Below are 26,243 nucleotides of genomic sequence, written 5' to 3' on the forward strand. Positions count from 1 at the left end.
GGCGTTTGTCGGGGCGAGCGCCGGGTAGCCCCTGGCGACCGTGCCGCGCCCGACTGCGGAGGAGACATGATGGGACCCGGTGACTTCGGCTCCGACCCGTGGGATGAATTCCTGGCCCGGTACTTCGGCCGGGGTGAGGGAGGACGCCGACCTGCGCACCGGGTCGACATCACCCGGCTGATGACGGCCGACGCCCGGGAGATGCTGGCCGACGCGGCCCGCCGGGCCGCGCAGCGGCAGAGCAACGACCTGGACACCGACCATCTGCTCTGGGCGGCGCTGCAACGCGAACCCCTGCGTGACCTGGTACGCCGGGCCGGCGCCGACCCCGACACCCTGCTCAACGCGCTCGGCGGGCGGGGCGACGGCGCACCACGCGGGGAGGTCCCACCCAACCTGTCGTTGACCCCGGCGGCCAAGCGGGCGCTGCTCGACGCCCACCAGCTGTCCCGGGCGATGGGCGCCAACTACATCGGCCCCGAGCACATCCTGATGGCGCTGCCGCTCAACCCGGAGTCGCCGGCCGGGCGGATGCTGGCCGCCGGCCGGATCCAGCCGGAGTCGTTGCAGGCCGCCAACGCCGAGCGCGGGCCGATGACGGGGCCGAAGCCGGACCGGGGCACCCCCACCCTGGACCAGTACGGGCAGGACCTCACCGACCTCGCCCGCGCGGACCAGATCGACCCGGTGATCGGGCGCGCCGACGAGATCGAGCAGGCCGTGGAGATCCTGTCCCGGCGTACCAAGAACAATCCGGTCCTGATCGGCGAGGCCGGCGTCGGCAAGACCGCCATCGTCGAGGGCCTGGCCGAGCGGATCTGCGACGGGGACGTGCCGCAGACCCTGCTCGGCAAGCGGGTGGTCCAGCTCGACCTGGCCGGCCTGGTCGCCGGCACCCGTTACCGCGGTGACTTCGAGGAGCGGCTGAAGAAGGTGATCGACGAGATCCGGGCGCACCGCGACGAGCTGATCATCTTCATGGACGAGATCCACACCCTGGTCGGGGCCGGTGGCGCCGGCAGCGAGGGCGGCATGGACGCGTCCAACATGCTCAAGCCGGCGCTGGCCCGCGGCGAGCTGCGGGTGATCGGCGCGACGACCCTCGACGAATACCGAAAGAGCATCGAGAAGGACGCCGCGCTGGCCCGGCGCTTCCAGCCGGTGCTGGTGCCCGAGCCGAGCGTCGACGACACCATCGCCATCCTGCGCGGGCTCCGCGACCGGTACGAGGCCCACCACCAGGTGCGGTTCACCGACGAGGCGCTGGTCGCCGCCGCCGAGCTGTCCGACCGGTACGTCACCGACCGGTTCCTGCCGGACAAGGCCATCGACCTGATCGACCAGGCCGGCGCCCGGGTCCGGCTGCGCACCCGCACTCCCGCCTCCGACGTGCGGGAGCTGGAGCAGCAGCTCGACGACGTACGCCGGGACAAGGAACAGGCCGTCGCCGACGAGCAGTATGAGCGGGCCTCCACGTTGCGCGACCGGATCTCCGAGCTGGAGGAGCAGGTACGCCGCGCGACCGGCGACGACGGCTCCTCCACACAGGTGCCGGAGGTGGGTCCGCAGGAGATCGCCGAGGTGGTCTCCCGCGCCACCGGCATCCCGGTCGCCCAGCTCACCGAGGAGGAACGGGACCGCCTGCTGCGCCTGGAGGGCCACCTGCACCAGAAGGTGGTCGGCCAGGACGACGCGGTCACCGCGGTCGCCGAGGCGGTCCGCCGCTCCCGTGCCGGGCTGGCCGACCCGGAGCGGCCGATGGGCAGCTTCCTGTTCCTCGGCCCGACCGGCGTCGGCAAGACCGAGCTGGCCCGCGCCCTGGCCGAGGCGTTGTTCGGCGAGGCGGACCGGATGGTCCGGGTGGACATGAGCGAGTTCCAGGAACGACACACGGTCAGCCGGCTGGTCGGCGCCCCGCCCGGGTACGTCGGCTACGAGGAGGCCGGCCAGCTCACCGAGGCGGTGCGCCGCCGCCCGTACGCGGTGGTGCTGCTCGACGAGATCGAGAAGGCCCATCCGGACGTGTTCAACATCCTGCTCCAGGTGCTCGACGACGGGCGGCTGACCGACAGCCAGGGCCGCACGGTGAACTTCAAGAACACCGTACTGATCATGACGAGCAACCTCGGCTCCGAGCTGATCACCGGCAGTCAGCGCAGCGTCGGGTTCGGCACCGGCGCGCCGGGCAGCGAGCAGGAGAGCGACGAGCTGCGCGAGCGGCTGATGCGCCGCCTGCAGGAGAACTTCCGCCCCGAGTTCCTCAACCGGATCGACGAGGTGATCATCTTCCGTCGGCTGGAGGCCGAGCAGCTGCGCCAGATCACCGGGCTGCTGCTGGAGGAGACCCGCCGCCGGTTGCACGCCCAGGACATCCAGGTGGAGTTCACCGAGGCCGGCATCGACTGGCTCGCCGAGCACGGCTACCAGCCGGAATTCGGCGCCCGTCCGCTGCGTCGGGTGATCCAGCGCGAGGTGGACAACCACCTGTCCCGGATGCTGCTGGAGTCGTCGATCTCGCCCGGGCAGAAGGTCACCGTGGACGCGCGCGAGGGCGCGCTCACCTTCGACGTGACCGCGGGCGAGCGGGGGTACACCGCCGCCACGACCACGCACCCGCGATGAGCGGGGCTGCGCGACGACCGGAACCGGAGGAACCGCAGGAGCCCGAAGAGCCCGCGGATTCCCGGGACGAGGACCACCATCCCGACCCGATCCTGGCGCCGCCCACCGCGAACCCCAGGAGGACCCGGGTGCCGCCGGAGGGCCTGCATCCGAAGACCGACGAGGACGACCCGGAGACGTCCGGGTCGCCGCCCGGAGAGGAGACCTGATGGTACGAGAGAGTCGGATCGACCCCGAGGTGGAGGTGCTCTGGGAGGACTTCCACGCGGAGGTCAACGTCCCGTCGGAGCAGCTGCGCAGCTGGCTGCTGACCCGGGGCTCCGGGGAGGAGTCGTTCGGGCCCAACCCGACCCTCGACCTGCCCCAGCCCGGCCGGGAGATCCTCAAGGTGCTGAACAAGCGCAAGGTCGACCTCACCCCGGAGGACATCGAGGTGATGCGGGTCGCGATCGACCGGATCCGCGAGCTGATGGACGCCAAGCCGCCGCGCGGCAACGCCGACGACGAGTGGCGGCATTCGCTGCTCGACCTGGGCCACGACCCCCTCGTCGAACGCTGAGCGGCTCGACGGTGCCGTCCCGGGCAGGGACGGCACCGTCGCGTCGAGCCTGGTCAGCCCTGGTCGGGTTCCAGGCTGCCGATGGTCAGCCCGACCGCGTCGGCGGCGGCGTCCCGCTCGCCGCGGGTCCGTTCCTCGCGGCTGAGCAGGTTGGCGTACTCGGCGACGTCGGCCGGGTCGGGCACGTCCGGCAGCCGGCGCAGGAACGCCTCCGTCTCGCGGATCGCGGCGGTGTGCGCGGCGGCCGCCTGGTGGAGCAGTTCCCGGTCGCCGGTGGGCGGGTAGAGGTCGGTCATGTCCGCCAGATACCCCGCCGACGGTGGATCAGACTCCGCTGGGCTGCCGGACGCCGAAACCGGGATTGCGCAGCAGCCAGGCCAGGTAGCCGGGATGCGGGGCCAGTGAATCGGTGTACGCGGCCTTGGCCGTCTCCAGCACCACCTCCGCCCCCTGGGCAGCGGGGGAGTCCGGGTGCCATCCCAGCAGCAGCCTCCAGCGCAGCGGTATCCCGGCCAGCCGTCGGGTGACCAGCCCGGCCACCGGGCGGAACGTCGCCTGACACAGGGCCACCGCCTCGCCGGCGTCCACCAGGTCCACGCAGCCCCGCACGTCGGTCTCGTACAGCTTGCGGGGGGTGAAGCCGGCGCGGGCGCAGGCGGCGGCGAAGCAGTCGCCGAAGCAGCCGTCGCCCGGCGCGGCCACCCACTGCTCGTGGCGCAGATCGACCAGCCGCACCTCGTCGCGCTCGGCGAGGGGATGGGTCTCCGGCAGCAGCACCAGCACCGGGTCGACGGCCACCTCCCGCCAGCTCAACCCGAACTCGGCCGACGGGACGGCGTCACCGCAGACGCCGGTGAGCGCGAAGTCCAGCCGGCCACCGGCCACCAACTGCGCCAACTCGTCCACCGACCAGGACGCGTACGTGGTGATCTGCGCGGGTGGCTGCTCGGCGGCCAGCCGGTGCACCAACCGCCCCAGGATCGGGCTGTTCACCCCGCCGAACCGGTACCAGCGGGGCACCTCGCCGGCGCCGGCCAGCCGGGCCGCCTCGTCCTGCAGGCCCTTCATCGCCGGTAGCAGCACCCGGGCCCGGGCCAGCACCAGCTCACCGAGCGCGGTGGGCCGGGCGCCGCGACGGTCCCGGTCGAACAGCGGCCCGCCCAGTGTCCGCTCGATCCGCTGGAGCTGGGCGGTGAGCGCCGGCTGGGCCAGGCCGAGCGCCGACGCCGCCTTGGTCACGCTCCCCGTCTCCGCGATCGCGCAGACCACCCGCAGGTGTCGCAGCTCCAGGTTCATACGGTGACGGTAGGACCACGCCGCAGCGGACGGAAGGGCCCGGACGGATCGGTGAGGTTGAATGCTTCGGTGGGTGTCGCCGCTTGTCAGCCGCGAGGTGGCTCCGGCAGGTCCGCCAGGTACGTCGGCCGGCGGGTCACCGCGTCGCGGACCTTGTCCACCACGCCCACCGCCGGCTCGACGATCCGGTTCCACGGCGGCATGGCCGGGGTGCCCGGGTGCGGTCGCGTCGGCGCCGCCTCCTCGGCGATTTCCAGCCGGTTGCCCAGCCGGATCAGCTCCTCCTCGGTGGCCACCGCGCGCAGCTCGGCGACGAGCGCGCCGACTCCGTCCACGTGCCGGCGAACCCGCTCGACGACGTCGGTCAGCGTCTCATCGGTGAGCGCCTTGAGGGCGGCCAGCAGCGCGGCGTCGGCGTTGATCTCGGCGTCCACCCGCTCGGCCGCGTCCGGCAGCGCGGCGCGCACCGCCGGCAGCAGGTACTGCTCCTCCGCGGACAGGTGCCGCGACAACGCGGCGGTGAGCACCGCGAGCCCGTCCTGCGGCGCGGCGTCCGGACCGGTCAACTGGGTCAGCAGCGCCAGCAGTTGCTGGTGCTCCCCGTCCACGATGTCGGCGATGCTGCGTCCGCCGGGCCGGTAGCCCTCCTCGGGGGTGGGCGGCAGCGGTGGCAGGGAAACGGCGGACATGGTGCCCTCCTCGACTGGCGGGCGGAAGCTCCGGCAGGGGATGTGCGGTCGTGGGCGGCGGTACCCGGCGGCGAGCTCGGCGAAACCGTCACCCGGATCCGCCGAGCTCAATGCCCGGCTCGCCGTGCCCGGTGCGCCGGCCCCTCAACCAGCCCGGGCTGGTATGAAGAGGCGATGACGAGCGACGCCGCCCCCGCCCGACCGGACCCCACCGCAGAGGTCGTGGACCTCTGCCGCGATTTGCTGCGTATCGACACCACCAACACGGGGGACAACGACACCAGCGTCGGTGAGCGTCGTGCGGCCGAGTACGTGGCGGAGAAGCTCGCCGAGGTGGGCGTGGAGTCCGTGCTGCACGAGTCCGCGCCGGGCCGGGCGAACGTGGTGGCCCGCATCCCCGGCACCGACCCGAGCAGGGGCGCCCTGCTGGTGCACGGCCACCTGGACGTGGTGCCCGCCGACGCCGACGAGTGGTCGGTGCACCCGTTCTCCGGTGAGGTGCGCGACGGCTACCTGTGGGGCCGGGGCGCGATCGACATGAAGGACTTCGACGCGATGGTGCTCGCCGTGGTGCGGCACTGGCAGCGCACCGGCGTACGGCCCCCGCGCGACATCGTGCTGGCGTACACCGCCGACGAGGAGGCGGGCGGCGACTACGGCGCGCACTTCCTGGTCGGGCGGCACCGGGAGCTCCTCGACGGCTGCACCGAGGCGATCGGTGAGGTCGGCGGCTTCTCCTACTCGGTCAACGACAACCAGCGGCTCTACCTGATCGAGACCGCCGAGAAGGGCCTGGACTGGCTGCGCCTGCACGCCAAGGGCCGCCCCGGGCACGGCTCGATGATGCACGACGACAATGCGGTCACCGCGCTCGCCGAGGCGGTCGCCCGGGTCGGCCGGCACCGCTTCCCGGTGGTGGTCACCGACACCGTGCGGGCCTTCCTGGAGGAGGTCTCCGACCTGCTCGGCGTCGAGCTGGACCCGGAGGACCCGGAGACGGCGATCGCCAAGCTCGGCCCCATCGCCAACATCATCGGCGCGACCATCCGCAACACGGCCAACCCGACCCGGTTGAGCGCCGGCTACAAGGACAACGTCATCCCCGGCCGGGCCACCGCCACCATCGACTGCCGCAGCCTGCCCGGCCAGTCCGAGCTGCTGGAACGGCAGCTGCGCGAGCTGGTCGGCCCGGACATCGCGATCGAGTACATCCAGCGGCAGCCGGCGCTGGAGACCACCTTCGACGGCGACCTGGTCGAGGCCATGTCGGCGGCGCTGCGAGCCGAGGACCCGGGCGCGCGACCGGTCCCGTACATGCTCTCGGGTGGCACCGACGCCAAGGCGTTCTCGCAGCTCGGCATCCGCTGCTTCGGGTTCGCCCCGCTGCGACTGCCCGCCGACCTGAACTTCTCCGCGTTGTTCCACGGCATCGACGAGCGCGTTCCGGTCGACGGACTACAGTTCGGCGTGCGGGTTCTCGACCGGTTCCTCCGCACCTGCTAGCCGTGTCCGGTAGCTGCACCCGGCTCGGACCCTCCCCATCGTGAAGGGACTGCCCCACATGACCGACCAGCACGGTGAGCTGGACGCCGCTCTCGAGCGGGTGATCGAAGCGGCCCGCCACCACCTGACCGCCGTACGTGCCGCCCAGGGCCGCGTCGACGACGACGACGTCTGGCAGGCGTACGTGGCCTTGAACAACGCGTCCTACGCCTACGACGAGCGACTGCTCGACGCCTTCGGCGAGGTGACGCCGTGGGACGTCGACTCGATCGACCCGGACGAGGCCGATGAGCGCTTCGGCGGACCCGAGGGAGCCGAGGCCAGCGACCCGCACCCCCGGGTGATCTCGGTACGCCAGCGCCGCGACTACCGGGTGCCGAGCGTCTCCGCGCTGCTGCGGGTGGCCGAGGCGGCCCGCCGCGAGGGCACCCCGGAGGACGACGAGCCGGCGCCGGTGGAGGGTGTCGGTGAGGCGGTGCTGGAGCTGCTGCAGAGCGGCGACGGCTCGCTCGGCGCGCTGGACGTCCCCGAGCTGGAGCCGCTCGACGGGGTGGTCATGGTCAGCGAGGTGGGCACCCCGGTAGACCTGGAGTCGTTCGACGACGACGACGCGGTCGGCCCGTTCCAGCCGGCGGTCGACGACCGGCTGGTCGGCCGGCTCGACGAGCACCCGTTCCTGGAGCTCGACGACGACCACGACCACGCCGGGCACCAGCACTAGGCCGTGACACGCCCGGGGCCCGACCGATCACGGCCGGGCCCCGGGCGTCGTACGCCCGGCCCGACCGGGCGTCAGTACGACAGACCCGGCTGCGGCTGGTTGGCCCGTCGCCGCCGCAGCACCACCTGCCGGGTGCCGTCCCGGAACAGCCGCACCCGGGCCAACTCCCATCCGGAGAACTCCGCCTGGATCGCCAACTGCGCCGCGGCGGTCAACCGGTCGACGTTCGGCGGCAACCGCAGCGGCGCGTACTCGTAGTCCATGGCATCCATGCTGCCCAGCCCAGCGGCCGTTCGCCACCCCCTGCGGGGTGACCGACGCCGCTGCCGTGCCTGGTTCGTGCCGCCCTGGGCGCCGCCGCGTGATCCCTCCCGCGCCTGGCGCTACCCGGTCGGGGCGTTGGCCGTGAGCAGGGCGGCCAGCGCCGGCGCGGCCAGGGTGACCGCCCGGGCGCTGCCCGCGTCCACCGCCAGCCCCCACGACTCGTCCGGCCAGTCCTCGAGCAGCTCGGCGCAGGGCAGCGCGACGAACGGCACGCCGTCCCCGGCGAACGCGGCGAGGGCCAGAGGGGAGGTGAAGACCGGCAGCAGCGGCGCGCCCGTCGCATCGCCGACCACCACCCATGGGAAATCGCCGTCCGCTGCCGGTTCCCCGGCCAGCGGCACGCACACCATGGCGCCGGCCAGCACGCCGAGGTATCCGGGCAGGTCGCGTCGGTCGGCGGCCGCGGCGAGCAGCGCCGCCACCACCGGCTCCGCCGCCTCCGTCGGCGCCGGCCCGGCGGTGGCCGGGCGCACCGCCGGGCCGGGCCGGGTGGCCGGCGGCACAGGTCGGCAGGAGAGCGCGCCCGGGTCCGCGGTCAGCAGCTCGGCGGCGGTACGGATCACCACCATGGTGAGCCGGTCCAGCTGCCCCGGGATGCGCGGCGACTCGTACCACCACTGCGCGTCGCCGGTCGGACGGCGCCAGCCGAGCGCGGCCAGGCGCGCCTCGTCGTAGCCCGGGCAGAGCACCCGAACCACGTCGCGGCGTACCAGCAGCCGGATCCCCCGCGCGGCGGCGGTGAGCTCCAGGTCGGTGTCGCGGTCGCAACGGGCGAGGGTGTCCCGTAGCCGCACGACGATCTCCGGCCAGGTGGCCGACGTCATGCCGGCGAACCCGGAAGGCGGTCGTCCAGCCGCCCGAGCCGGCCGATGGTCTCCTCCAGGCGACCCAGCGCCGAGAAGTCACCGGGCCTGCCGAACAGGTCGGTCAGGCCCGCGCCGAGCTCGACGTCCAACCCCTCGGTGCGCTCCTCGACCCGCTCGGCGGCCGCCGTGCGGGCCCGCCGGTACGCGTCGAGCACCAGCTCCGCCAACCCCTCGGTGCCGGCGCGCAGCGCGGCGGGCGCGAGGTTGAGGCCGGTGAGCACACCGGTGGCGTCGACGGTCGCCGAGACCAGTCCGGTCTCGTCGCTCGCGGTGCCGGACAGCTCGGCCAGGTCGTCGCCCAGGCCCGCGAACCGGCGTTCGATGTCGGCGATCCGTCCGGCGAGCGCGTCGAACGCGGACATCGGGTCAGCCATGAGATTCCTCCCCCGTGGACCGTGCACCGGGGTGGTGCCCGGCGGTCGGGGAATCGTATCGTCGGTGCGCTGAACACACGGGGGAGGAACGGCATGGCGCCGGACATCGACGTCGACGTGCACGCGGTCCGTCGACTGGAGACAGCCGCCAAGCAGGTTGCCAGCTCGCTGGCGGCGCTGGAGAGCCAGATCGTCTCGGCCGGTGACGTGCCGTCGGGCGCCTTCGGTCACCTGCCGTTCGCCAGCGACATGCTCCGCGGCAAGTACGCCGAGCAGGTCGCCGGTGGCGTGGAGCTGTTCGGCGCCGCCAACGCCGCGTTCGGCCGGGTCGCCACCGCGCTGGCCGACACGGTCGAGACGTACGAACGCAACGAGCAGGACCTCGACGGCGGGTTCAAGGCCATCCAGGCGGGGATTCCCGGATGAGCGGGCCGGCAGGTAGCGCCGTCCAGCTGTGGAACGGCCTCGACAACGCACTCTCCGGCGTGGAGGACGCGGTCGACAGCGTCTGCCGCACTCTCGCCTGGCCACTCATCCAGCTCGTCGACATGGTCGACGGCGAGCCCGCCGTGCTGCGCGCGAAGGCCGCCGAGTGGGACGCGCTGGCCGGGCAGGTGCGCGAGCTGGCGCAGGGGCACCGCGGCGCCCGCGAGGCCGCGCAGCCCGGATGGCGCTCGCCCGCCGGCGAGGCGTACGGCCAGCGGCTGGCCGAGGTGGAACAGCAACTGCTCGACGTCGCCGAGCAGTTCGCCGCGACCGCGGAGTACCTGCGCAGCGTCGCCGACGGTCTGCAGACCGTGCACGACGTGCTCGTCGATCTCTGCGTCGAGTTCGTGAACTTCCTGCTGGTGACGCTGGTGACGGCGTTGCTGATGGCCCCGTTCACCGCCGGCGCGTCCTGGGTGGCAGGCATGGGGGTCGCCGTGACCAGGGGCCTGATCGTGCTCACCCGCATGCTGAAGATCATCAGGCCGTTGGCGGCGCACCTGCAGAAGGTCATCCGCCTGCTCCAGCGGGTCATGCTGTACCTGCGCAAGCTGCGCAACCACCTCGACAAGCTCGTCGACATGCAGAAGAAGCTGCGCACCGGCCAGAAGTACGCCGACAAGCGGCGCGCCGCCGGCAAGGCCGACAAGTGGCACCACAAGTTCCTCGACCCGGCGAAGGGCACCTACAAGCTCGGCAAGTCGGGTTCGCCGTTCGACATGAGCGCCCTCGACCGGGCCGCCGCGCTACGGGCGCACGGCGTCGCCGACGGCGCCCGGGTGATCGCCCGGGACTGGGCGACCAACCTGCCGTGGAACGTACCCAACTCGATCGTGCACGGCGTCACCTGGGGATCCGTCGCGCTCACCACCGGCCTCTCCGTTCCCGGCAGCGAGCAGGTCGGCGACCAGATCGGCCAGGCGGTGCAGGGCGGTGCCGACTGGGTCGACCAGAATGTCTTCGGGCAGCCGCCCGCAGGCCAGCCGGCGGGCCGTTAGGCCGGTCGAGGAGGTAGGGCGTGACGTCAGGGGAGCGGGGTCGGCTCAGTCGGTTCACCGACGCGGTGCTCGGCGGCGCGCGGGCGGCCCGGGACAAGGCCCGCGAGCTGCGCGACGAGTTCCGCACCAGCGACGAGCCGGAACGTGCCCTGGTCGCGCCGCTGCTGCCCGACCAGGAGGTCCGCTACGTCGGGCTGGCGCCTGTCCGGGCGGACGAGATGCACCGGGCGGGCAGCCAGTTCGCCGACACGATGTCCGAGGCCGTGGCCGAGTCGCTGGAGCCGCGGGCGCTGTTCGGGCTGCTCAACATCGTCAACCCGGTGGTGTGGGTGGACGCCGTGATGACACCGGTGCGGATCGCCGCGGGTGTCCTGCTGCTTCCCGGCAAGGCCGCCGCGCTCGCCGGGGGCGTCGCCGACGCAGCCGACCCGGACGCCGGCCTGCCGGCGCCGCGCCAGGGCGCCGAGGCCCGGCAACCGCTGCCATTGACCCCCGAGCAGGAGGCCTTCCGGGCGTTGTTCCGGCTCAGCCAGTACCGCCCCCTCGCCGACCAGCTCGCGGAGATCGCCTACCGCCGGCGGTACGTGTTCAGCGGCGACCTGGCCACCCTCGCCGGCAGCCTGCTGCTCTTTCTGGAGCGCTACACCGGCACGCCGCTGACGGTGACCGACACGCACCTGCACCTGCTGCGGATGGGCCGTCGCCCGGACGAGGACCGGCCGGACCGCCGCCAGCCACGGCTGCTGTGGAGCGTGGAGCGGCACCGGGTGGCCCGCATCGACTGCGACCACGGGGCCGCGCGGCTGATGCAGTTCCCGTCCACCATCGTTTTCGACGACGGTTCCTGGATCCGGATCGTCAACCCGGCGACCCGCGACGACCAGGCACGATTCCTCGCCGCCATCCGCGACATTCCGGGCCAGCGGCCGGCGATCTGAGGCGGACCGACCACGAGTCCGCCGCCGCGGCGCGTTCCAGACGTGCTAGCCGTCCCGCTCCGGGTAGCCCACCGGCACGGCGGAGACGTCGTCCAGGGCGGTGGTGATCTCCTCGGGCAGCGTGATCCGCTCGACCTGGAGCGCACCGAGCAGCTGCCCGACTGTGCGGGCGCCGAGGATCGGCGCGGTCACCCCGGGCCGGTCCCGGATCCAGGCCAGCGCCACCTCCAGCGGCGACACGCCCAGCCCGCCGGCCGCCGTCGCCACCGCCTCCACGATGCTGGAGCAGCGCGGCTCCAGGTATGTCGCGACGAACCGCTCGAAGTGCGGCGAGGCGGCCCGGGAGTCCGCCGGACGGCCGTGCCGGTACTTGCCCGTGAGCACCCCCCGGCCCAGCGGTGACCACGGCAGCACGCCGAGGCCGAGCGCGTCGCACGCGGGCAGCACCTCCCGCTCCACGCCCCGCTCCAGCAGCGAGTACTCCACCTGGGCGGCGACCACCGGCGCCCGGCCCGGCCAGGCGGTCTGCCAGGCGGCGGCCCGCGCGGTCTGCCAGCCGGAGAAGTTCGACACCCCGACATAGCGGACCTTGCCGCTGGCCACCGCGTGGTCCAGCGCGGCCAGGGTCTCCTCCAGCGGGGTGTCCGGGTCGTACCCGTGCACCTGGAACAGGTCCACGTGGTCGGTGCCGAGCCGTCGCAGGGAGGCGTCCAGGGTGCGCAGCAGGTGCCCACGGGAGCCGTCGCGACGCCGGCCGCTGCCCGGGCGCAAACCCGCCTTCGTGGCGATCAGCAGATCGTCACGGGGAACGAGGGTGCCCAGCAGCGAGCCGATCACCGACTCGGCGTCCCCGTCGCCGTACACGTCGGCGGTGTCGATCAGGTTGCCGCCCGCGTCCAGGTAACTCTTCAGCTGGGCGGCCGCATCGTCGGCGTCGGTGTCCCGGCCCCACGTCATGGTGCCGAGCGCGAGCCGGGAAACCGCCAGCCCGCTTCGGCCGAGCGGTCGCTGTTGCATGGGTGAACCTTATTTCGAACCTGCCGCCACCGATATCCTCGCTCCCGTCATCTCTGCCGGTTCTGCCGGTTCCGCCGGCGGCGGGTACCGCGACGGACGGGGGATCATAGGGGGCGAGCCGGTGATCGAGGCCGTAATCGCCATTGCGTAACCTGGTGCGACCTGTGCCACGGATGGGGGAGGACCAGTGCGACTCGGGCTCAGCCTCGGATACCAGACAGCGTGGAGCACGCCAGCAGATCACCTGGCGTTGGCCCAGGAAGCGGACCGGCTCGGCTACTCGGTGGTGTGGGCGGCGGAGGCCTACGGCTCCGACTCGCCCAGCATGCTCGCCTGGATGGCCGGCCAGACCGAACGGATCGACGTGGGCGCCGCGGTGATGCAGATCCCGGCCCGTACACCGGCCGCCACCGCGATGACCGCCGCCACCATCGACGCCCTCTCCGGCGGTCGGTTCCGGCTCGGCCTGGGCGTCTCCGGCCCGCAGGTCTCGGAGGGCTGGCACGGGGTGCGCTTCGCCAAGCCCCTTGCCCGGACCCGCGAGTTCGTGGACATCGTCAAGCTGGCCATCGCGCGCAAGGAGGTGGCGTACGACGGCGAGCACTACACACTGCCGCTGCCGGACGGCCCCGGCAAGGCGCTGCGGCTGGGCTTCCACCCGCCCCGCGAGCACATCCCGATCTACCTGGCCGCGGTCGGCCCGAAGAACCTGGAGCTGGCCGGCGAGATCGCCGACGGTTGGCTGGCGGTGTTCTACGCCCCGGAGTTCGCCGACGAGCAGCTCGCCTCGGTCAGCGCCGGACGGGCCAAGGTCGGCAAGGAGCTGGCCGGCTTCGACGTGGTGCCCTCGGTGCCGGTGGTGGTCGGCGACGACGTGGCCTCCTGCGCGGAGCTGGTCCGCTGGTATGCCGCGCTCTACGTCGGCGGCATGGGCAGCCGGCAGCAGAACTTCTACAACCAGCTCGCCACCCGGATGGGCTACGGCGACGCCGCCCGCGAGGTGCAGGACCTGTACCTGGCCAAGCGGCAGCGCGACGCGGCCGCCGCGGTGCCCATGGAGTTCATCGACCGCACCTCACTGCTCGGCCCAAAGGAACGCATCGCCGAGCGGATGCGGGAGTACGCGGCCGCAGGCGTCACCACACTGTCGGTGACCCTGTTCGTGGCCGACCGGGACAGCGGTGTGCAGACCCTCCGTACCGTCGCCGAGGCGCTCGACCTCTCGGGAGTCGGCGAGTGACCTGGGTCGAGGCCATCGTCCTGGGCATCGTCCAGGGCCTGACGGAGTTCCTTCCGGTCAGCTCGTCGGGGCATCTACGGATCACCTCGGCGATCTTCTTCGACCGCGACGCCGGCGCGTCGTTCACCGCGGTCACCCAGCTCGGCACCGAGGCGGCCGTGCTGATCTACTTCGCAAAGGACATCTGGCGGATCACCCGGACCTGGCTGGTCGGGATCAGGGACAAGTCGGTCCGTTCCAGCCTCGACTACCGGATGGGCTGGTACGTGATCGTCGGCTCGATCCCGATCGGGCTGTTCGGCTTCTTGTTCAAGGACCAGATCAAGACCGCCGGGCGAAACCTGTGGGTCGTGGCGACCACGCTGATCGTCTTCGCGTTCGTGCTGGCGTTCGCGGAGTACTGGGGGCGGCAGACCCGCACCCTGGAGAACTTCCGCATGAAGGACGGCGTGGTGATGGGCTTCGCCCAGGCCATGGCGCTGATCCCGGGGGTGTCCCGCTCCGGGGGCACGCTCACCGCCGGGCTGCTGCTCAACCTGACCCGGGAGGCGGCGGCGCGGTACTCGTTCCTGCTGGCCATCCCGGCGGTGGTGATGTCCGGCGTGTTCAGCCTCGGGGACGTCTTCGAACCGTCCGCCCCGGGCACGTCCGCACCCACCGTCGCCCAGATGATCGTGGCCACCGTGATCGCCTTCGGCATCGGGTACGCGGCCATCGCCTGGCTGCTGCGCTACGTCGCCCACCACACCCTGTACGTCTTCGTGCTGTACCGGGTCGCGCTGGGCACTCTGGTCCTCGCCCTGCTGCTGACCGGCACGATCAGCGCCACCTGACCAACCGATCCGTCGACGGCCCCCACCACTGCCCAACGGGCACAGGCGGGGGCCGTCGCCGTCTGCCTCTCCGCAGGGCCTGCCGCTCAACCACTGGCCATCGTCCCCGCGCTGATCGCCCGGGAAGCCGGCACAGACAGCGCCGCCCCCGGCCGGTGGGCTGGGGGCGGCGCTGGTGTCGGTGTGCAGGTCGCCTCTCGGCGAGTGGCGCGACGCGGCTCCAGCCAAACGGTATTCCGCGACGGCAATATTAGGTGAGGCCCGGGGACACTGAGTCACACCGACACTGTCCACAACCAGCCGACGGCCCCCGTCATTCCCCGGTCAGCACCCAACCCCTGACCGGACTTCCTGGACAGTCTCCGGTCGGTTCGGTGGTGCGCATGCCGCTGGCCGGCAGCCCCGGGGTGGGGGTGCCGGCCAGCGGTCGGTGTCATGCGGGTGGTGCTGCGGTGGGTCAGCTGTTCCAGTGCTGGGCGACCAGGTCGGCGGCCTGCTGTTCCCACTGGGCGTAGGCGTCGGGGTAGGCCGAGACCTGCACGGTCTGCGCGGCGTCGGTCAACGCCATGTCCTGCCACCCGTCGACCTGCTTGAGGCCCTTGAGGAACGCGGTGGTGGAGTATTCGGGGTCGGTGATCTGCTCCGGCGTGCCCCAACCCGAGCTGGGGCGCTGCTGGAACAGGCCCAGCGAGTCGTGGTCGTTGCGGTCGCCGAGGTGACCCAGGTTCTCCAGCTTGGACTCCTGCAGGCTGGTGGCGATCGAGATGACCGCGGCCCGCTCGGGCAGCCCGGCCTTCTTCGTCGCGGCGATGATCGCCTTGACATTCGCGGTCTGCTCGTCGTTCAGGTCGATGCGCGACTGCGCACCCTGAGTACCGTGCGGGATCAGCTTGCCCATGTCGGGCTTGTCCGCCTGCACCACAGCAACCGACTTGGCATCCACCGTCGGAGTGCCAGCGTGAGCGATCGGACCGGCGAAGACACCACCGGCGAACGCGAGACCAGCAACCGACAGCACGCTCTTACGAATGATCGTGTTCATCAGGGGTCAGCTCCTTCAAGGGGGTAGACACCCACCGCCACACGGGGGGAAACGGCGTGCGGGTGCGAGCACCTCGTCCGGCGCTTTCAACACAAGGGGGAAAGTCTTAGGTCGGCGGCCTACAAGCCGGGGGGCTCGTGGCGCCGGGACTGTGTGTAACGACCGCCGGGCCGGGCCCATTCCAGGGCTGGCCCATCCGACAGGCACCCTGTTCGGGGTGCTGGTGCGGTCGGTCAGGGACTCTGCAACGACCACGCACCTCGCGGGCATTCCAACCCGGGCGGCCCCGCTGCCAACCCGCGGGGACGGGACCTGGCGGCCGGTGGTGCTGCGATCGTCAGGGTATGTAACGACCCCCGGCCCGCCACGATTCCACCCCACGAATGCAGCCGGTCACAACCCACAAACCCCCGATACCGGACACCCAGCACGAGACCACCGACCGTTCCGACGTCGAATGCGCCGGTTCGGGGGGATGATCGACTCGGTATCGGCGATATCGCGGCATCCGGTGGCCGTGGACACCGCGACATCCGCGATACCGAGTCGATCACCCCGGGCAGGGGCGATCCGGAGGCGAGGTGGTGGATGACCGATATACCTCAGAGGCATATGTATGACTCACCGGTATAACGCTCACCCCACCGACCGACCGCCCGAGTCGGTGGGTCTGGCCGTATCCAGCGCAGGGATCGGGCCGGCGACCGCCAGCGGGATACGCGAAGGCGGCAGGGATCAACGCGAACGACCGCCCGACAGGACGGGACACACCGCGCTGGCGCAGGAACCCGGGCCGGACACCGATCGCCGACGGTATGGACGCATCGCACGTTACGCAGGGATCGGTGCGGACAACGACCGCCGGCGAAATGGGACTGACCGCGCCCTGGGCGGACCGATCAGAGCGGATGGCGATCGCCGCCCAGGTCGGGGCTTGCCGGGCGGGCGCAGGCATCGGACCGGACCGACCAACCCGCCGGGATGGGCTTGCCGGACCCAGCGCAGGAATCACGACGGACCGCGACCACCGACGGGGTGGGGCCCGCCGTGCCCGGCGCAGGGAATCAAGCCTGACCACCCGGAGCCGGGCACGGCGGGCCCCAACCCGCCCCACACGAACCCGGGACCACCGGTCAAGCCCCGCTCAGAGCCCCAGAGGGACCGCAAGGACACGCTTCATCACGCAGACCCGACATTCGACCGAAGCCCACCCGGGGAGCCCACGACGATCAAAGGCCTGGAACAGGTCATAGGGTGGTCCCGTGGCGACCCTTCTGCTTCTGCGACACGGCCGGACCACCGCGAACGCGGACGGTGGGCTGGCCGGCCGCCAGCCTGTCGAGTTGGACGATACGGGCCGCGCACAGGCTGCCGCGGTGGGCGAGCGGCTGCGGGGGGTGCCGCTCGCGACGGTGGTGACCAGCCCGCTGATCCGCTGCCGGCAGACCCTGGAGCTGGCGCTTCCGCAGGCCGCTCCGGTGGTCGAGGAGGGGTTGATCGAGTGCGACTACGGCAGCTGGGAGGGGCAGCCGCTGAAGAAGCTCGCCAAGGAGCCGCTCTGGCCGGTGGTCCAGCAGCACCCCAGCGCCGTGGTCTTCCCGGACGGGGAGGCGATGGCCGCGATGGCGGCGCGTGCGGTGGCGGCGGTGCGCTCGTGGGACGCCCGGGTGAGCGCCGAGCACGGGCCCGAGGCGGTCTGGCTGGCCTGCAGCCACGGTGATGTGATCAAGGCCATCGTGGCGGACGCGCTCGGCGTACACCTGGATCTTTTTCAGCGGATCGTGGCCGACCCGGCGTCGGTGACCGCGATCCGGTTCACGCCGTTGCGGCCGTTCCTGATCCGTCTCAACGACACCGGCGGCGACCTCGCCACCCTGGTGCCGCCGCCGCGCAAGCGGCGTCGGCGGGCGACCCGCGCGGGTGATTCCGACGCGGCCGTCGGCGGTGGGGCTGGTGCCCCGCGATGACCCTGGTCGCGACGCCCCCGCACGCCTACCGTGTCGGCGTAAGCCAGGTCACCGGCCGTCCGTTTCGGGTGCCGGCAGGCGGTCGAGGGGCCGCCACGCCCGGGTGCAGCCACCGGTTCGCCGGGCGCGCCGCCGCCCGGGCGATTCGGGTCGGTGGGGTGCGCGATGCCATGGCGGGCCGGATAGGGTCGTGGGTATGACCCACCAGGTGCACGCCTTCGAACCGCCGGAGCGGTTCGTCGCCGGGACCGTCGGCCCGCCGGGGGAGCGCACGTTCTTCCTGCAGGCTCGCGGCGGCGGCCGGCTGGTCAGCGTCGCGCTGGAGAAGGTCCAGGTGTCCCTGCTCGCCGAGAAGCTGGAGGAGCTACTCACCGAGGCGCAGCGGCGCTTCGGCGTGGACCTGCCCGAGCTGGCGCCGGTGGTGGGCGACAACGAGCCGCTGGACACTCCGGTCGACGAGGAGTTCCGGGTCGGGACCCTCGGGCTGGCCTTCGACGTGGACACCGCGACCGTTGTGATCGAAGCGATCGCCGCGGGCGAGGTGGAAGCCGAGGTCGAGCTGGGCGATGAGGACGACGAGGACGACGACGAGGACGACGAGCCGGACGAGGACCTGGATCGGCTCCGGGTTCGGCTCACTCCGCAGGCGACCCGCCAGTTCATCGAGCGGGCCCGGCGAGTGGTGAACGCGGGCCGGCCGCCGTGCCCGCTGTGCGGCCAACCGTTGGACCCCGCCGGGCACCTCTGCCCGCGGCACAACGGTTACCACCGGTGACGTCGTCCGGCCTCCAGCCTCGCCAGGACGGCGACGCCGCGCTGCGGCTGTTGCGTGACGGCGCGCTCGACCTGGAGGGTCGGCTGGTCGACGCGTCGAACACCACCCTGCGCGGCATTCTGACGCTGGACGACGTCTCCGCCCGCTGTGTCTACAAGCCGGTCCGTGGCGAGCGCCCACTCTGGGACTTCCCGGACGGGACCCTCGCGGGCCGGGAGGTCTCGGCGTACCTGGTCTCCCGGGCCACCGGCTGGGACCTGGTGCCGCCCACCGTGCTCCGGGACGGCCCGTTCGGGCCGGGCTCCTGCCAGCTCTGGATCGACGAGCCGGAGGACGCCGAGCCGCTGGTCGGGTTTGTGCCCGCCGAGGAGTTGCCGCCGCGCTGGTTCCCGATCGCCGCGGCCCGGGACGACGACGGCGCCGCGTACGCGCTGGCGCATGCCGACGACCCGCGGCTGGCCCGGCTCGCGGTGCTCGACGCGGTGATCAACAATGCCGACCGCAAGGGAGGCCACGTGCTGGTCGGCGCCGACGACCGGATCTACGGCGTGGACCACGGGGTGAGCTTCCACGTCGAGGACAAGCTGCGTACGGTGCTCTGGGGCTGGGCCGGGAAGCAGTTGCCGCCGGACGCCGTGGAGATGCTCGACGGGCTCGCCGGTCAGGTCGCCGGGGCGCTCGGCGAGGAGCTGGCCGACCACCTGACGATCAGCGAGATCGCCGAGCTGGCCGCCCGGATCGACGTGTTGCGGCAGACCTGCCGGTTCCCGCAGCCGTCGGAGGACTGGCCGGCGGTGCCCTGGCCGCCCATGTGATCCGCTGTCATTTTGATCACCCGTGGGGCGGCCCGGGGCGGTCGTGGGGCTGGCTAGGCTGAGGCCATGGAGTCTTGGGCGGGACACGAGGTGCCACGGCTGCCGGGCAGGGGCGAGCCGTTGGCGTTGTACGACTCGGCGCGGCAGGGCGTCCACCCGAGTGAGCCGGCCGACGCGGGAAGCATGTACGTCTGCGGCATCACCCCGTACGACGCCACCCACCTCGGCCACGCCGCCACCATGATCACCTTTGACCTGGTGCAGCGGGTGTGGCGCGACGCCGGCCGTCCGGTGCGCTACGTGCAGAACGTCACCGACATCGACGACCCGCTGCTGGAGCGGGCCGCCCGCGACGGCGAGGACTGGGTGGTCCTGGCGATGCGCGAGACGGCGCTGTTCCGGGAGGACATGGAGGCGCTGCGGATCATCCCGCCGGAGCACTACGTGGGCGCGGTCGAGTCCATCCCGGACATCGCCGACAAGGTCGAGGTGCTGGTCAAGGACGGGGCCGCGTACCGGCTCGACGACGGCACCGGCGACGTCTACTTCGACGTCTCCGCCTCGCCCCGGTTCGGCTACGAGTCCAACCTCACCCGGGAGCAGATGCTGGAGATCTTCCCGGAGCGCGGCGGGGACCCGGACCGGGCCGGCAAGCGTGACCCACTGGACCCGCTGCTGTGGCGCGGCGCCCGCGAGGGCGAGCCGTCCTGGCCGGGCGGGGAGCTGGGCCCGGGCCGCCCGGGATGGCACATCGAGTGCGCGGTGATCGCGCTGAACCTGCTCGGCGACCGGATCGACGTGCAGGGCGGCGGCAACGACCTGCTGTTCCCGCACCACGAGGCGTCCGCCGCGCACGCCGAGCGGCTCACCGGCCAGGCGCCGTTCGCCGAGCACTACGTGCACGCCGGGATGATCGGCCTGGACGGCGAGAAGATGTCCAAGTCCCGCGGCAACCTGGTCTTCGTCTCCCGGCTGCGCGCCGACAAGATCGACCCGATGGCGATCCGGCTGGCGTTGATCTCCGGGCACTACCGCAGCGACCGCACCTGGACCGACGAGCTGCTCACGGCCGCTCAGGAGCGCCTGGACCGCTGGCGGCGGGCCGCCGCCGCGCCGGCCGGGCCGTCCGGGGCCGAGCTGCTGGCCGGGGTACGCGAGCGCCTCGCCGACGACCTCGACACCCCCGGTGCCCTGGCGGTCGCCGACCGTTGGGCCGACGCGACCCTCGCCGGCACCACAGAGGACCCGGCCGCCCCCGCCCTCTTCGCGAACACGGTGGACGCCCTCCTGGGCATCCGCCTCTAACCCGACCCGGCTCCGTCCCGCCCGAGTCCACCGCCTCCGCGCCCTGTTGATCATGAAATTGTTGCCTCGACACGCCGCGGCGGGCGGTAACAACTTCATGATCGACAGGGCGGCAGGGCGGGGTCAGCCGAGGACCAGGCCGGGGTCGGGTTCGGAGTCGGGGGTTGGGCCGGGGATCTTGTACTCCTCGGTGAGGGTGGTCATCGGGCCGGGCCAGGTGGCCTGGGCGACCTCGATCGGCTTGCGGTGGGCGTCGTACGCGACGTGCAGCAGGTGCAGCACCGGGGTGTCGGGCCGGATCTGAAGGGTCTCGGCCTCCTCCCGGCTGGGCTGGCGTGCGCTGATCGTGTCGGTGGCCGAGACGTACCGTCGCCCGGTGGCTTCCTCGACCTCCTGGTAGAGCGGTCGGCCGAACGCCTCGGCGCGCTCCAGCGAGGTGCCACCGGTGTCGGTGGGCAGGAACCAGGAGGCACCCACCTCGACTGGGGAGTCGTCGGTGCGGACCAGGTGTCGGCGGCAGAGCAGGTCGGTGCCGTCGGGCACCCCGAACGCGTCGGCGACCTCGGCCGGGGCGGGGGAGCGGCCGACCGAGACGAGCTGTTGCCGGTACCGGGCGGCCAGGTCGGTGTGGTAGCCGCGGAAGCCGCCGTACCGGCCGCGGGAGAGCCGGTTGAGCCGGCGGCGGGTGCCGCGGACGTACGTACCGGAGCCGGGTTTGGTGATGAGGATGCCCTCGACCCGCAGCTGGTCGACGGCGCGTTGGACGGTCTGCTTGGCGACGCCGAACATCTCGGCGATGGCCGGGATGGACGGCAGCCGCTCGCCCGGCGCCCAGTCGCCGCGGCGGACCTGGGCCTTGAGCTGCGTGGCGATCTGCCGGTGTGGGAACTCGGCGGCCCCGGGGTTGATCTGCATACCCGCCTCCTTGATCACAGCTAGGTTCCTAGGATGCCGTAGCGGGTGTGACCTCGCCACCCCGGACACGCGGAAACCCGCCACCGAGCGCGAAAACGGGCCCCGGACACAAGTGTCCGGGGCCCGCATGAAACAGGGTGCAGGGCTTTACCAGGAGCCGGCGGTGGGGCCGGCCGAACCGCCCCGACGGCGCAGGTACTTCTCGAACTCCTGGGCGATCTCGTCACCGGTCAGCGGGGTGATCCCCTCGTCGCCGACCCGCTCCTCCAGCTCGCGGACGTACTCGCCGAGCTCGGCGTCCTGCTCGGCGGCGCTGCGCACGCGCTGCTCCCACTCGGCAGACTCCTCGGCCAGGTCGGCCATCGGCACCGGCAGGTCGAGAACCTCCTCGACGCGGTGCAGCAGGGCGACGGTGGCCTTGGGGCAGGGCGGGTTGTTGGCGTAGTGCGGCACGTGCACCCAGAACGAGACGGCGTCCACCTCGGCGCGGGAGCACGCGTCGTGCAGCACGCCGACGATGCCGGTCGGCCCGTCGTACCGGGTGGGGGTGAGCTGGTAGCGCTCGGCGGCCTGCGCGTCGGAGGCGCTGCCGCTGATCGGCAGCGGCCGGGTGTACGGCACGTCGGCGAGCAACGCGCCGAGCAGCACGATGCGCTCCACCTCGAGGCTGTGGCAGATCTCCAGCACCTGCTCGCAGAACGTGCGCCAGCGCATGCTCGGCTCGATGCCCCGGATCAGCACCACGTCCCGCTCGGTGCCCTCCGGGCTGGCCACCATGAACCGCGTCGTCGGCCACTCCACGCGGCGGGTCTCACCGTCAGCCATCGTGATGGTCGGTCGGCTGACCTGGAAGTCGTAGAAGTCCTCCGGGTCAAGCTCGCTGACCTGCCGGGCGTTCCAGACCTGCTCCAGGTGCTCGACTGCCGCGGTGGACGCGTCGGCGGCGTCGTTCCAGCCCTCGAACGCGGCGATGGCCACCGGGGACCGCAGCACCGGCAGTCCGTCGAACTCGGTCACGCCGTCACCTCACCCTGCTCGTCGCGGTCGACGCCGGGACCGCGCCCGGTCGTCGGGCCGTGGGGCACGGTGGCGTCCCTGTTGTCCTTCACGTCCGTCAGCCTACGTGCCGAGCCGGAGTGCGGCCCGTCGGCCGCGCCGGTCGGCCCGACCGACGACTGGGCATACGACGACGAACCGGACAACGTGATCCCGGTGACACAATATGGGATCGGGCGCGGACCGCGGTGGGGTGCGATGGCGGCCGCACTAACCTGAACGGGTGCGGACTTCGTTGATGGATGTGCTGGCCCACCGGATCCTCATCGCCGACGGGGCGATGGGCACGATGTTGCAGGCCGCGGACCTCACGCTCGACGACTTCGACGGCCTCGAAGGGTGCAACGAGATCCTCAACGTCACCCGGCCGGACGTGGTGCGCGGAGTGCACGACGCCTACCTGGCCGCCGGCGCGGACTGCGTGGAGACCAATACGTTCGGCGCCAACCTGGCCAACCTTGGCGAGTACGACATCCCGCACCGCATCCGGGAGCTGTCCGAGGCGGGTGCCCGGATCGCCCGGGAGGCCGCCGACGCGGCCAGCACCCCGCAGCGGCCCCGGTTCGTGCTCGGCTCGATCGGGCCGGGCACCAAGCTGCCCACCCTCGGGCACGCCGACTACGCCACCCTGCGCGACGCGTACCAGGAGAACGCCGCCGGCCTGATCGTCGGCGGGGCGGACGCGCTGATCATCGAGACCTGCCAGGACCTGCTCCAGGTCAAGGCGGCGGTGGTGGGGTCGAAGCGGGCGATGGCCGAGCTGGGCCAGCCGCTGCCGATCATCTGCCAGGTCAGCGTGGAGACCACCGGCACGATGCTGGTGGGCAGCGAGATCGGCGCGGCGCTGGCCGCGATCGAGCCGCTCGGGGTGGACCTGATCGGCCTGAACTGCTCCACCGGCCCGGCGGAGATGAGCGAGCACCTCCGGTACCTGTCGCAGCACTCCCGCATCCCCCTGTCGGTGATGCCGAACGCGGGCCTGCCGGTGCTGACCGCCGACGGGGCGTACTTCCCGCTGACTCCCGTGGAGCTGGCCGACGCGTTGGAGCGGTTCATCACCGAGTACGGCGTGGGCCTGGTCGGCGGCTGTTGCGGCACCACCCCGGAGCACATCCAGGTGCTGGCCGAGCGGCTGCACGGCGTCACCGCCACGGCCCGTGAGCCGCGGCACGAGGCGGGTGTCTCCTCGGTCTACCACCCGGTGCCGTTCGCCCAGGACGCCTCGGTGCTGATGGTGGGGGAGCGGACCAACGCGAACGGTTCCAAGGCGTTCCGGGAGGCGATGCTGGCCGGTGACTGGCGGGCCTGCGTGGAGATCGCCCGCAGCCAGGCACGTGACGGCTCGCACCTGCTCGACCTGTGCGTCGACTACGTCGGCCGCGACGGCACCCAGGACATGCGGGAGCTGGCGGGCCGGTTCGCCACCGCCTCGACGCTGCCGATCATGCTGGACTCCACCGAGCCGCCCGTCGTCGAGGCCGGGCTGGAGATGCTCGGCGGCCGGTGCGTGGTCAACTCGGTGAACTTCGAGGACGGCGACGGCCCCGACTCCCGGTACGCCCGGGTGATGCCAGTCGTCCGGGAGCACGGCGCGGCGGTGGTGGCGCTGCTCATCGACGAGGAGGGGCAGGCGCGTACCCGGGAGTGGAAGTTCCGGGTCGCGGCGCGGCTGATCGACGACCTGACCGGCCGCTGGGGGATGGACCGCGCCGACATTCTCATCGACGCGCTGACCTTTCCGATCGCCACCGGGCAGGAGGAGACCCGCCGCGACGGCCTCGAGACGATCGAGGCGATCCGGGAGATCGCCCGCCGCTACCCGGGGGTGAACTTCACGTTGGGCATCTCGAACATCTCGTTCGGCCTCAACCCGGCGGCCCGGCAGGTGCTCAACTCGGTGTTCCTGCACGAGTGTGTGCAGGCCGGGCTGACCTCGGCGATCGTGCACGCCAGCAAGATCCTGCCGATGTCGAAGATCCCCGAGGAGCAGCGCGAGGTCGCGCTGGACCTGGTCTACGACCGGCGCCGCGAGGGGTACGACCCGGTGCAGCGCTTCCTCGAACTCTTCGAGGGGGTCGACGTGACCAGCGCGCGGGCGAGCCGGGCGCAGGAGTTGGCCGCGCTGCCGCTGGACGAGCGTCTCAAGCGGCGGATCATCGACGGTGAGCGCAACGGCCTGGAGGCCGACCTGGACTCCGCGATGGCCGGCGGCCGGTCCCCGCTGTCGATCATCAACGACATCCTGCTGGACGGCATGAAGGTGGTCGGCGAGCTGTTCGGCTCCGGGCAGATGCAGCTGCCGTTCGTGCTCCAGTCCGCCGAGGTGATGAAGACCGCGGTGGCCTACCTGGAGCCGCACATGGAGACCACGGAGGACGGCGGCAAGGGCCGGATCGTGCTGGCCACCGTGCGCGGGGACGTGCACGACATCGGCAAGAACCTGGTCGACATCATCCTGTCCAACAACGGCTACGAGGTGGTGAACATCGGCATCAAGCAGCCGATCAGCGCCATCCTGGACGCCGCCGAGCAGCACCGGGCCGACGCGATCGGCATGTCCGGGCTGCTGGTCAAGAGCACCGTGATCATGAAGGAGAACCTGGCCGAGATGGCCACCCGCGGTGTCGCGGAGCGCTGGCCGGTGCTGCTGGGCGGGGCAGCGCTCACCCGGGCGTACGTCGAGGACGACCTGCGGTCGACGTTCCCCGGGCAGGTGCACTACGCGCGGGACGCGTTCGAGGGGCTGTCCTTGATGGACCGGGTGATGACCGCCAAGCGCGGTGGCGCGCCGGTGGTCGACCCGGAGCGGGAGGCGGCGCTGGCGGCCCGGCGGGCGCGCCGGGAGCGGCAGCGCACGGTGGTCACCGACTCGCTGCCGGAGCTGCACGACTCGTCGGTCCGCTCCGACGTGGCCGCGGACGTGGCGGTGCCCGCCCCGCCGTTCCTGGGCACCCGGGTGGTCAAGGGCGTGCCGATGGCCGACTACGCGGCGCTGCTCGACGAGCGGGCCACCTTCCTCGGGCAGTGGGGGCTGCGCGGCGCCCGGGGCGGCGGCGGTCCGTCCTATGAGGAGTTGGTGGAGACCGAGGGCCGGCCGCGCCTGCGCTACTGGCTGGACCGGCTGATCGCCGACCAGGTGCTGGAGGCGGCCGTCGTGTACGGCTACTTCCCGGCGTACTCCGAGGGCAACGACCTGGTGGTGCTGGACGAGAACGGGCACGCCGAGCGGGCCCGGTTCTCCTTCCCCCGGCAGCGGCAGGAGCGGCGGCTCTGCCTGGCCGACTTCTTCCGGCCCAAGGGCGACCAGCTCGACGTGGTCGCGCTGCAACTGGTCACCGTCGGCCAGCCGGTCAGCGAGTACGCGGCGAAGCTGTTCGCCCGCAACGAGTACCGCGACTACCTGGAGGTGCACGGCCTCTCCGTGCAGCTCACCGAGGCCCTCGCCGAGTACTGGCACCGGCGCATCCGCGCCGAGCTGACCCTGCCCGACGGCCGCACGATCGCCGAGGACGACCCTGCGGACCTGGCGGGCCTGCTGCGCAACGACTACCGGGGCTGCCGGTACGCGTTCGGCTACCCGGCCTGCCCGGACCTGGAGGACCGGGCGAAGATCGTGCAGCTGCTCGGGTCGGAGCGGATCGGCGTGGAGCTGTCCGAGGAGTTCCAGCTGATGCCCGAGCAGGCCACCGACGCCATCGTGGTCCACCACCCGGAGGCGAGCTACTTCAACGCCAAGTGACGGCGGCAGATGCCCTGACCTGCACCTCAGCGTGTTCGGCGGGCCGCTGAGCCATGATCATGTCGTCTCCAGGCCGTGAACGGCATCCGGGCCGTCATCGGCGGCACGTCCGGCTAGACGATCTTGGATGGTTCTTGTGGTGTGCCGCAGCACAACGATGTGG

25 protein-coding genes are annotated in these 26,243 nt (G+C 72.2%); 15 read left to right on the forward strand and 10 right to left on the reverse strand.

What is annotated here, in order from left to right; genetic code table 11:
- Window positions 1-66 precede the first annotated feature (66 nt).
- Genes KBX63_RS10670 through KBX63_RS10680 form a run of 3 tightly spaced genes read left to right on the forward strand, consistent with a single transcriptional unit; the run spans window position 67 to window position 3,181 of the window.
- Entirely contained in the window at window positions 67-2,622 is a 2,556-nt protein-coding gene (locus KBX63_RS10670; RefSeq protein WP_210910834.1) for an ATP-dependent Clp protease ATP-binding subunit, read from the forward strand.
- Window positions 2,619-2,831 (forward strand): hypothetical protein, encoded by a 213-nt coding sequence (locus tag KBX63_RS10675; RefSeq protein ID WP_210910835.1) that lies wholly within the window; start codon window positions 2,619-2,621, stop codon window positions 2,829-2,831. Before KBX63_RS10670 ends, KBX63_RS10675 begins: the two co-directional genes overlap by 4 nt.
- Window positions 2,831-3,181, forward strand: coding sequence for a DUF3140 domain-containing protein (locus tag KBX63_RS10680; protein ID WP_210910836.1), 351 nt, complete (start codon window positions 2,831-2,833; stop codon window positions 3,179-3,181). The genes KBX63_RS10675 and KBX63_RS10680 overlap by 1 nt, the downstream gene beginning before the upstream one ends.
- 53 nt (window positions 3,182-3,234) lie before the next feature.
- On the opposite strand, the gene KBX63_RS10685 is transcribed toward KBX63_RS10680, so the two are convergent.
- The 3 genes from KBX63_RS10685 to KBX63_RS10695 all read right to left on the reverse strand — a co-directional run bounded on the left by KBX63_RS10685 (window position 3,235) and on the right by KBX63_RS10695 (window position 5,166).
- The gene (locus KBX63_RS10685; protein WP_210910837.1) at window positions 3,235-3,477 is read right to left on the reverse strand and encodes a hypothetical protein; all 243 of its coding nucleotides are present in this window, start codon (window positions 3,475-3,477) and stop codon (window positions 3,235-3,237) included.
- 28 nt (window positions 3,478-3,505) lie between these two features.
- Complete coding sequence (locus KBX63_RS10690) at window positions 3,506-4,477, reverse strand: LysR family transcriptional regulator (RefSeq protein WP_210910838.1); 972 nt, start codon at window positions 4,475-4,477, stop codon at window positions 3,506-3,508.
- 86 nt (window positions 4,478-4,563) lie between these two features.
- Window positions 4,564-5,166 carry a hemerythrin domain-containing protein gene (locus KBX63_RS10695; RefSeq protein WP_210910839.1) on the reverse strand — a complete coding sequence of 201 codons (603 nt, stop codon included), beginning with the start codon at window positions 5,164-5,166 and terminating at the stop codon, window positions 4,564-4,566.
- Between the two features lie 174 nt (window positions 5,167-5,340).
- Between KBX63_RS10695 and KBX63_RS10700 the strand changes: the two genes are divergently transcribed.
- Window positions 5,341-6,669 carry a M20/M25/M40 family metallo-hydrolase gene (locus KBX63_RS10700; RefSeq protein WP_210910840.1) on the forward strand — a complete coding sequence of 443 codons (1,329 nt, stop codon included), beginning with the start codon at window positions 5,341-5,343 and terminating at the stop codon, window positions 6,667-6,669.
- A gap of 58 nt (window positions 6,670-6,727) precedes the next feature.
- The gene (locus KBX63_RS10705) at window positions 6,728-7,390 is read left to right on the forward strand and encodes a hypothetical protein (protein WP_210910953.1); all 663 of its coding nucleotides are present in this window, start codon (window positions 6,728-6,730) and stop codon (window positions 7,388-7,390) included.
- A 71-nt stretch (window positions 7,391-7,461) separates the two neighbouring features.
- Here the strand turns inward: KBX63_RS10705 and KBX63_RS10710 are convergent, their stop codons facing one another.
- From KBX63_RS10710 to KBX63_RS10720, 3 genes are all read right to left on the reverse strand, one after another.
- Window positions 7,462-7,653 carry a DUF5703 family protein gene (locus KBX63_RS10710; protein ID WP_089021145.1) on the reverse strand — a complete coding sequence of 64 codons (192 nt, stop codon included), beginning with the start codon at window positions 7,651-7,653 and terminating at the stop codon, window positions 7,462-7,464.
- Window positions 7,654-7,773: 120 nt separating this feature from the next.
- Window positions 7,774-8,538, reverse strand: a complete 765-nt coding sequence (locus KBX63_RS10715; RefSeq protein WP_210910841.1) for an SseB family protein — start codon at window positions 8,536-8,538, stop codon at window positions 7,774-7,776.
- A complete protein-coding gene (locus KBX63_RS10720) occupies window positions 8,535-8,954 on the reverse strand; it encodes a YbaB/EbfC family nucleoid-associated protein (protein WP_210910842.1) in 420 nt (139 codons plus the stop codon). Before KBX63_RS10720 ends, KBX63_RS10715 begins: the two co-directional genes overlap by 4 nt.
- Before the next feature lie 93 nt (window positions 8,955-9,047).
- On the opposite strand from KBX63_RS10720, the gene KBX63_RS10725 reads away from it, so the two are divergent.
- From KBX63_RS10725 to KBX63_RS10735, 3 genes are read left to right on the forward strand one after another with little or no spacing between them, the layout of a single operon-like run.
- Window positions 9,048-9,380 (forward strand): hypothetical protein, encoded by a 333-nt coding sequence (locus tag KBX63_RS10725; RefSeq protein ID WP_210910843.1) that lies wholly within the window; start codon window positions 9,048-9,050, stop codon window positions 9,378-9,380.
- Window positions 9,377-10,438 carry a WXG100 family type VII secretion target gene (locus tag KBX63_RS10730; RefSeq protein ID WP_210910844.1) on the forward strand — a complete coding sequence of 354 codons (1,062 nt, stop codon included), beginning with the start codon at window positions 9,377-9,379 and terminating at the stop codon, window positions 10,436-10,438. Before KBX63_RS10725 ends, KBX63_RS10730 begins: the two co-directional genes overlap by 4 nt.
- Before the next feature lie 20 nt (window positions 10,439-10,458).
- Window positions 10,459-11,376 (forward strand): hypothetical protein, encoded by a 918-nt coding sequence (locus tag KBX63_RS10735; protein ID WP_210910845.1) that lies wholly within the window; start codon window positions 10,459-10,461, stop codon window positions 11,374-11,376.
- Window positions 11,377-11,421: 45 nt separating this feature from the next.
- Here KBX63_RS10735 and KBX63_RS10740 read toward each other — a convergent pair whose 3' ends face one another.
- Entirely contained in the window at window positions 11,422-12,393 is a 972-nt protein-coding gene (locus KBX63_RS10740; RefSeq protein WP_074309625.1) for an aldo/keto reductase, read from the reverse strand.
- Between the two features lie 187 nt (window positions 12,394-12,580).
- Between KBX63_RS10740 and KBX63_RS10745 the strand changes: the two genes are divergently transcribed.
- Both KBX63_RS10745 and KBX63_RS10750 read left to right on the forward strand, forming a co-directional pair.
- Window positions 12,581-13,633 (forward strand): LLM class F420-dependent oxidoreductase, encoded by a 1,053-nt coding sequence (locus KBX63_RS10745; RefSeq protein ID WP_089021139.1) that lies wholly within the window; start codon window positions 12,581-12,583, stop codon window positions 13,631-13,633.
- Window positions 13,630-14,466 carry an undecaprenyl-diphosphate phosphatase gene (locus tag KBX63_RS10750; RefSeq protein WP_210910846.1) on the forward strand — a complete coding sequence of 279 codons (837 nt, stop codon included), beginning with the start codon at window positions 13,630-13,632 and terminating at the stop codon, window positions 14,464-14,466. The genes KBX63_RS10745 and KBX63_RS10750 overlap by 4 nt, the downstream gene beginning before the upstream one ends.
- Before the next feature lie 457 nt (window positions 14,467-14,923).
- On the opposite strand, the gene KBX63_RS10755 is transcribed toward KBX63_RS10750, so the two are convergent.
- Window positions 14,924-15,508 (reverse strand): hypothetical protein, encoded by a 585-nt coding sequence (locus KBX63_RS10755; protein WP_210910847.1) that lies wholly within the window; start codon window positions 15,506-15,508, stop codon window positions 14,924-14,926.
- Between the two features lie 1,262 nt (window positions 15,509-16,770).
- On the opposite strand from KBX63_RS10755, the gene KBX63_RS10760 reads away from it, so the two are divergent.
- The 4 genes from KBX63_RS10760 (at window position 16,771) to mshC (ending at window position 20,370) form a co-directional block, all read left to right on the forward strand.
- The gene (locus tag KBX63_RS10760; RefSeq protein WP_210910848.1) at window positions 16,771-17,475 is read left to right on the forward strand and encodes an MSMEG_4193 family putative phosphomutase; all 705 of its coding nucleotides are present in this window, start codon (window positions 16,771-16,773) and stop codon (window positions 17,473-17,475) included.
- A gap of 196 nt (window positions 17,476-17,671) precedes the next feature.
- A complete protein-coding gene (locus KBX63_RS10765; RefSeq protein WP_210910849.1) occupies window positions 17,672-18,250 on the forward strand; it encodes a DUF3090 domain-containing protein in 579 nt (192 codons plus the stop codon).
- On the forward strand, window positions 18,247-19,065 hold the full coding sequence (locus KBX63_RS10770) for an SCO1664 family protein (RefSeq protein ID WP_210910850.1): 819 nt from the start codon (window positions 18,247-18,249) through the stop codon (window positions 19,063-19,065). Before KBX63_RS10765 ends, KBX63_RS10770 begins: the two co-directional genes overlap by 4 nt.
- Window positions 19,066-19,131: 66 nt before the next feature.
- Window positions 19,132-20,370, forward strand: a complete 1,239-nt coding sequence (gene mshC, locus KBX63_RS10775) for a cysteine--1-D-myo-inosityl 2-amino-2-deoxy-alpha-D-glucopyranoside ligase (protein ID WP_210910851.1) — start codon at window positions 19,132-19,134, stop codon at window positions 20,368-20,370.
- 123 nt (window positions 20,371-20,493) lie between these two features.
- On the opposite strand, the gene KBX63_RS10780 is transcribed toward mshC, so the two are convergent.
- Together KBX63_RS10780 and KBX63_RS10785 are read right to left on the reverse strand one after the other, a co-directional pair.
- Window positions 20,494-21,285 (reverse strand): GntR family transcriptional regulator, encoded by a 792-nt coding sequence (locus KBX63_RS10780; RefSeq protein ID WP_210910852.1) that lies wholly within the window; start codon window positions 21,283-21,285, stop codon window positions 20,494-20,496.
- A 147-nt stretch (window positions 21,286-21,432) separates the two neighbouring features.
- The gene (locus KBX63_RS10785) at window positions 21,433-22,302 is read right to left on the reverse strand and encodes a PAC2 family protein (protein WP_210910853.1); all 870 of its coding nucleotides are present in this window, start codon (window positions 22,300-22,302) and stop codon (window positions 21,433-21,435) included.
- Between the two features lie 277 nt (window positions 22,303-22,579).
- Here KBX63_RS10785 and metH point away from each other — a divergent pair, with 277 nt between their 5' ends.
- Entirely contained in the window at window positions 22,580-26,080 is a 3,501-nt protein-coding gene (gene metH / locus KBX63_RS10790; protein WP_247662130.1) for a methionine synthase, read from the forward strand.
- Window positions 26,081-26,243 lie beyond the last annotated feature (163 nt).

This window comes from Micromonospora sp. U21 (assembly GCF_018070045.1).
GTDB lineage: Bacteria > Actinomycetota > Actinomycetes > Mycobacteriales > Micromonosporaceae > Micromonospora.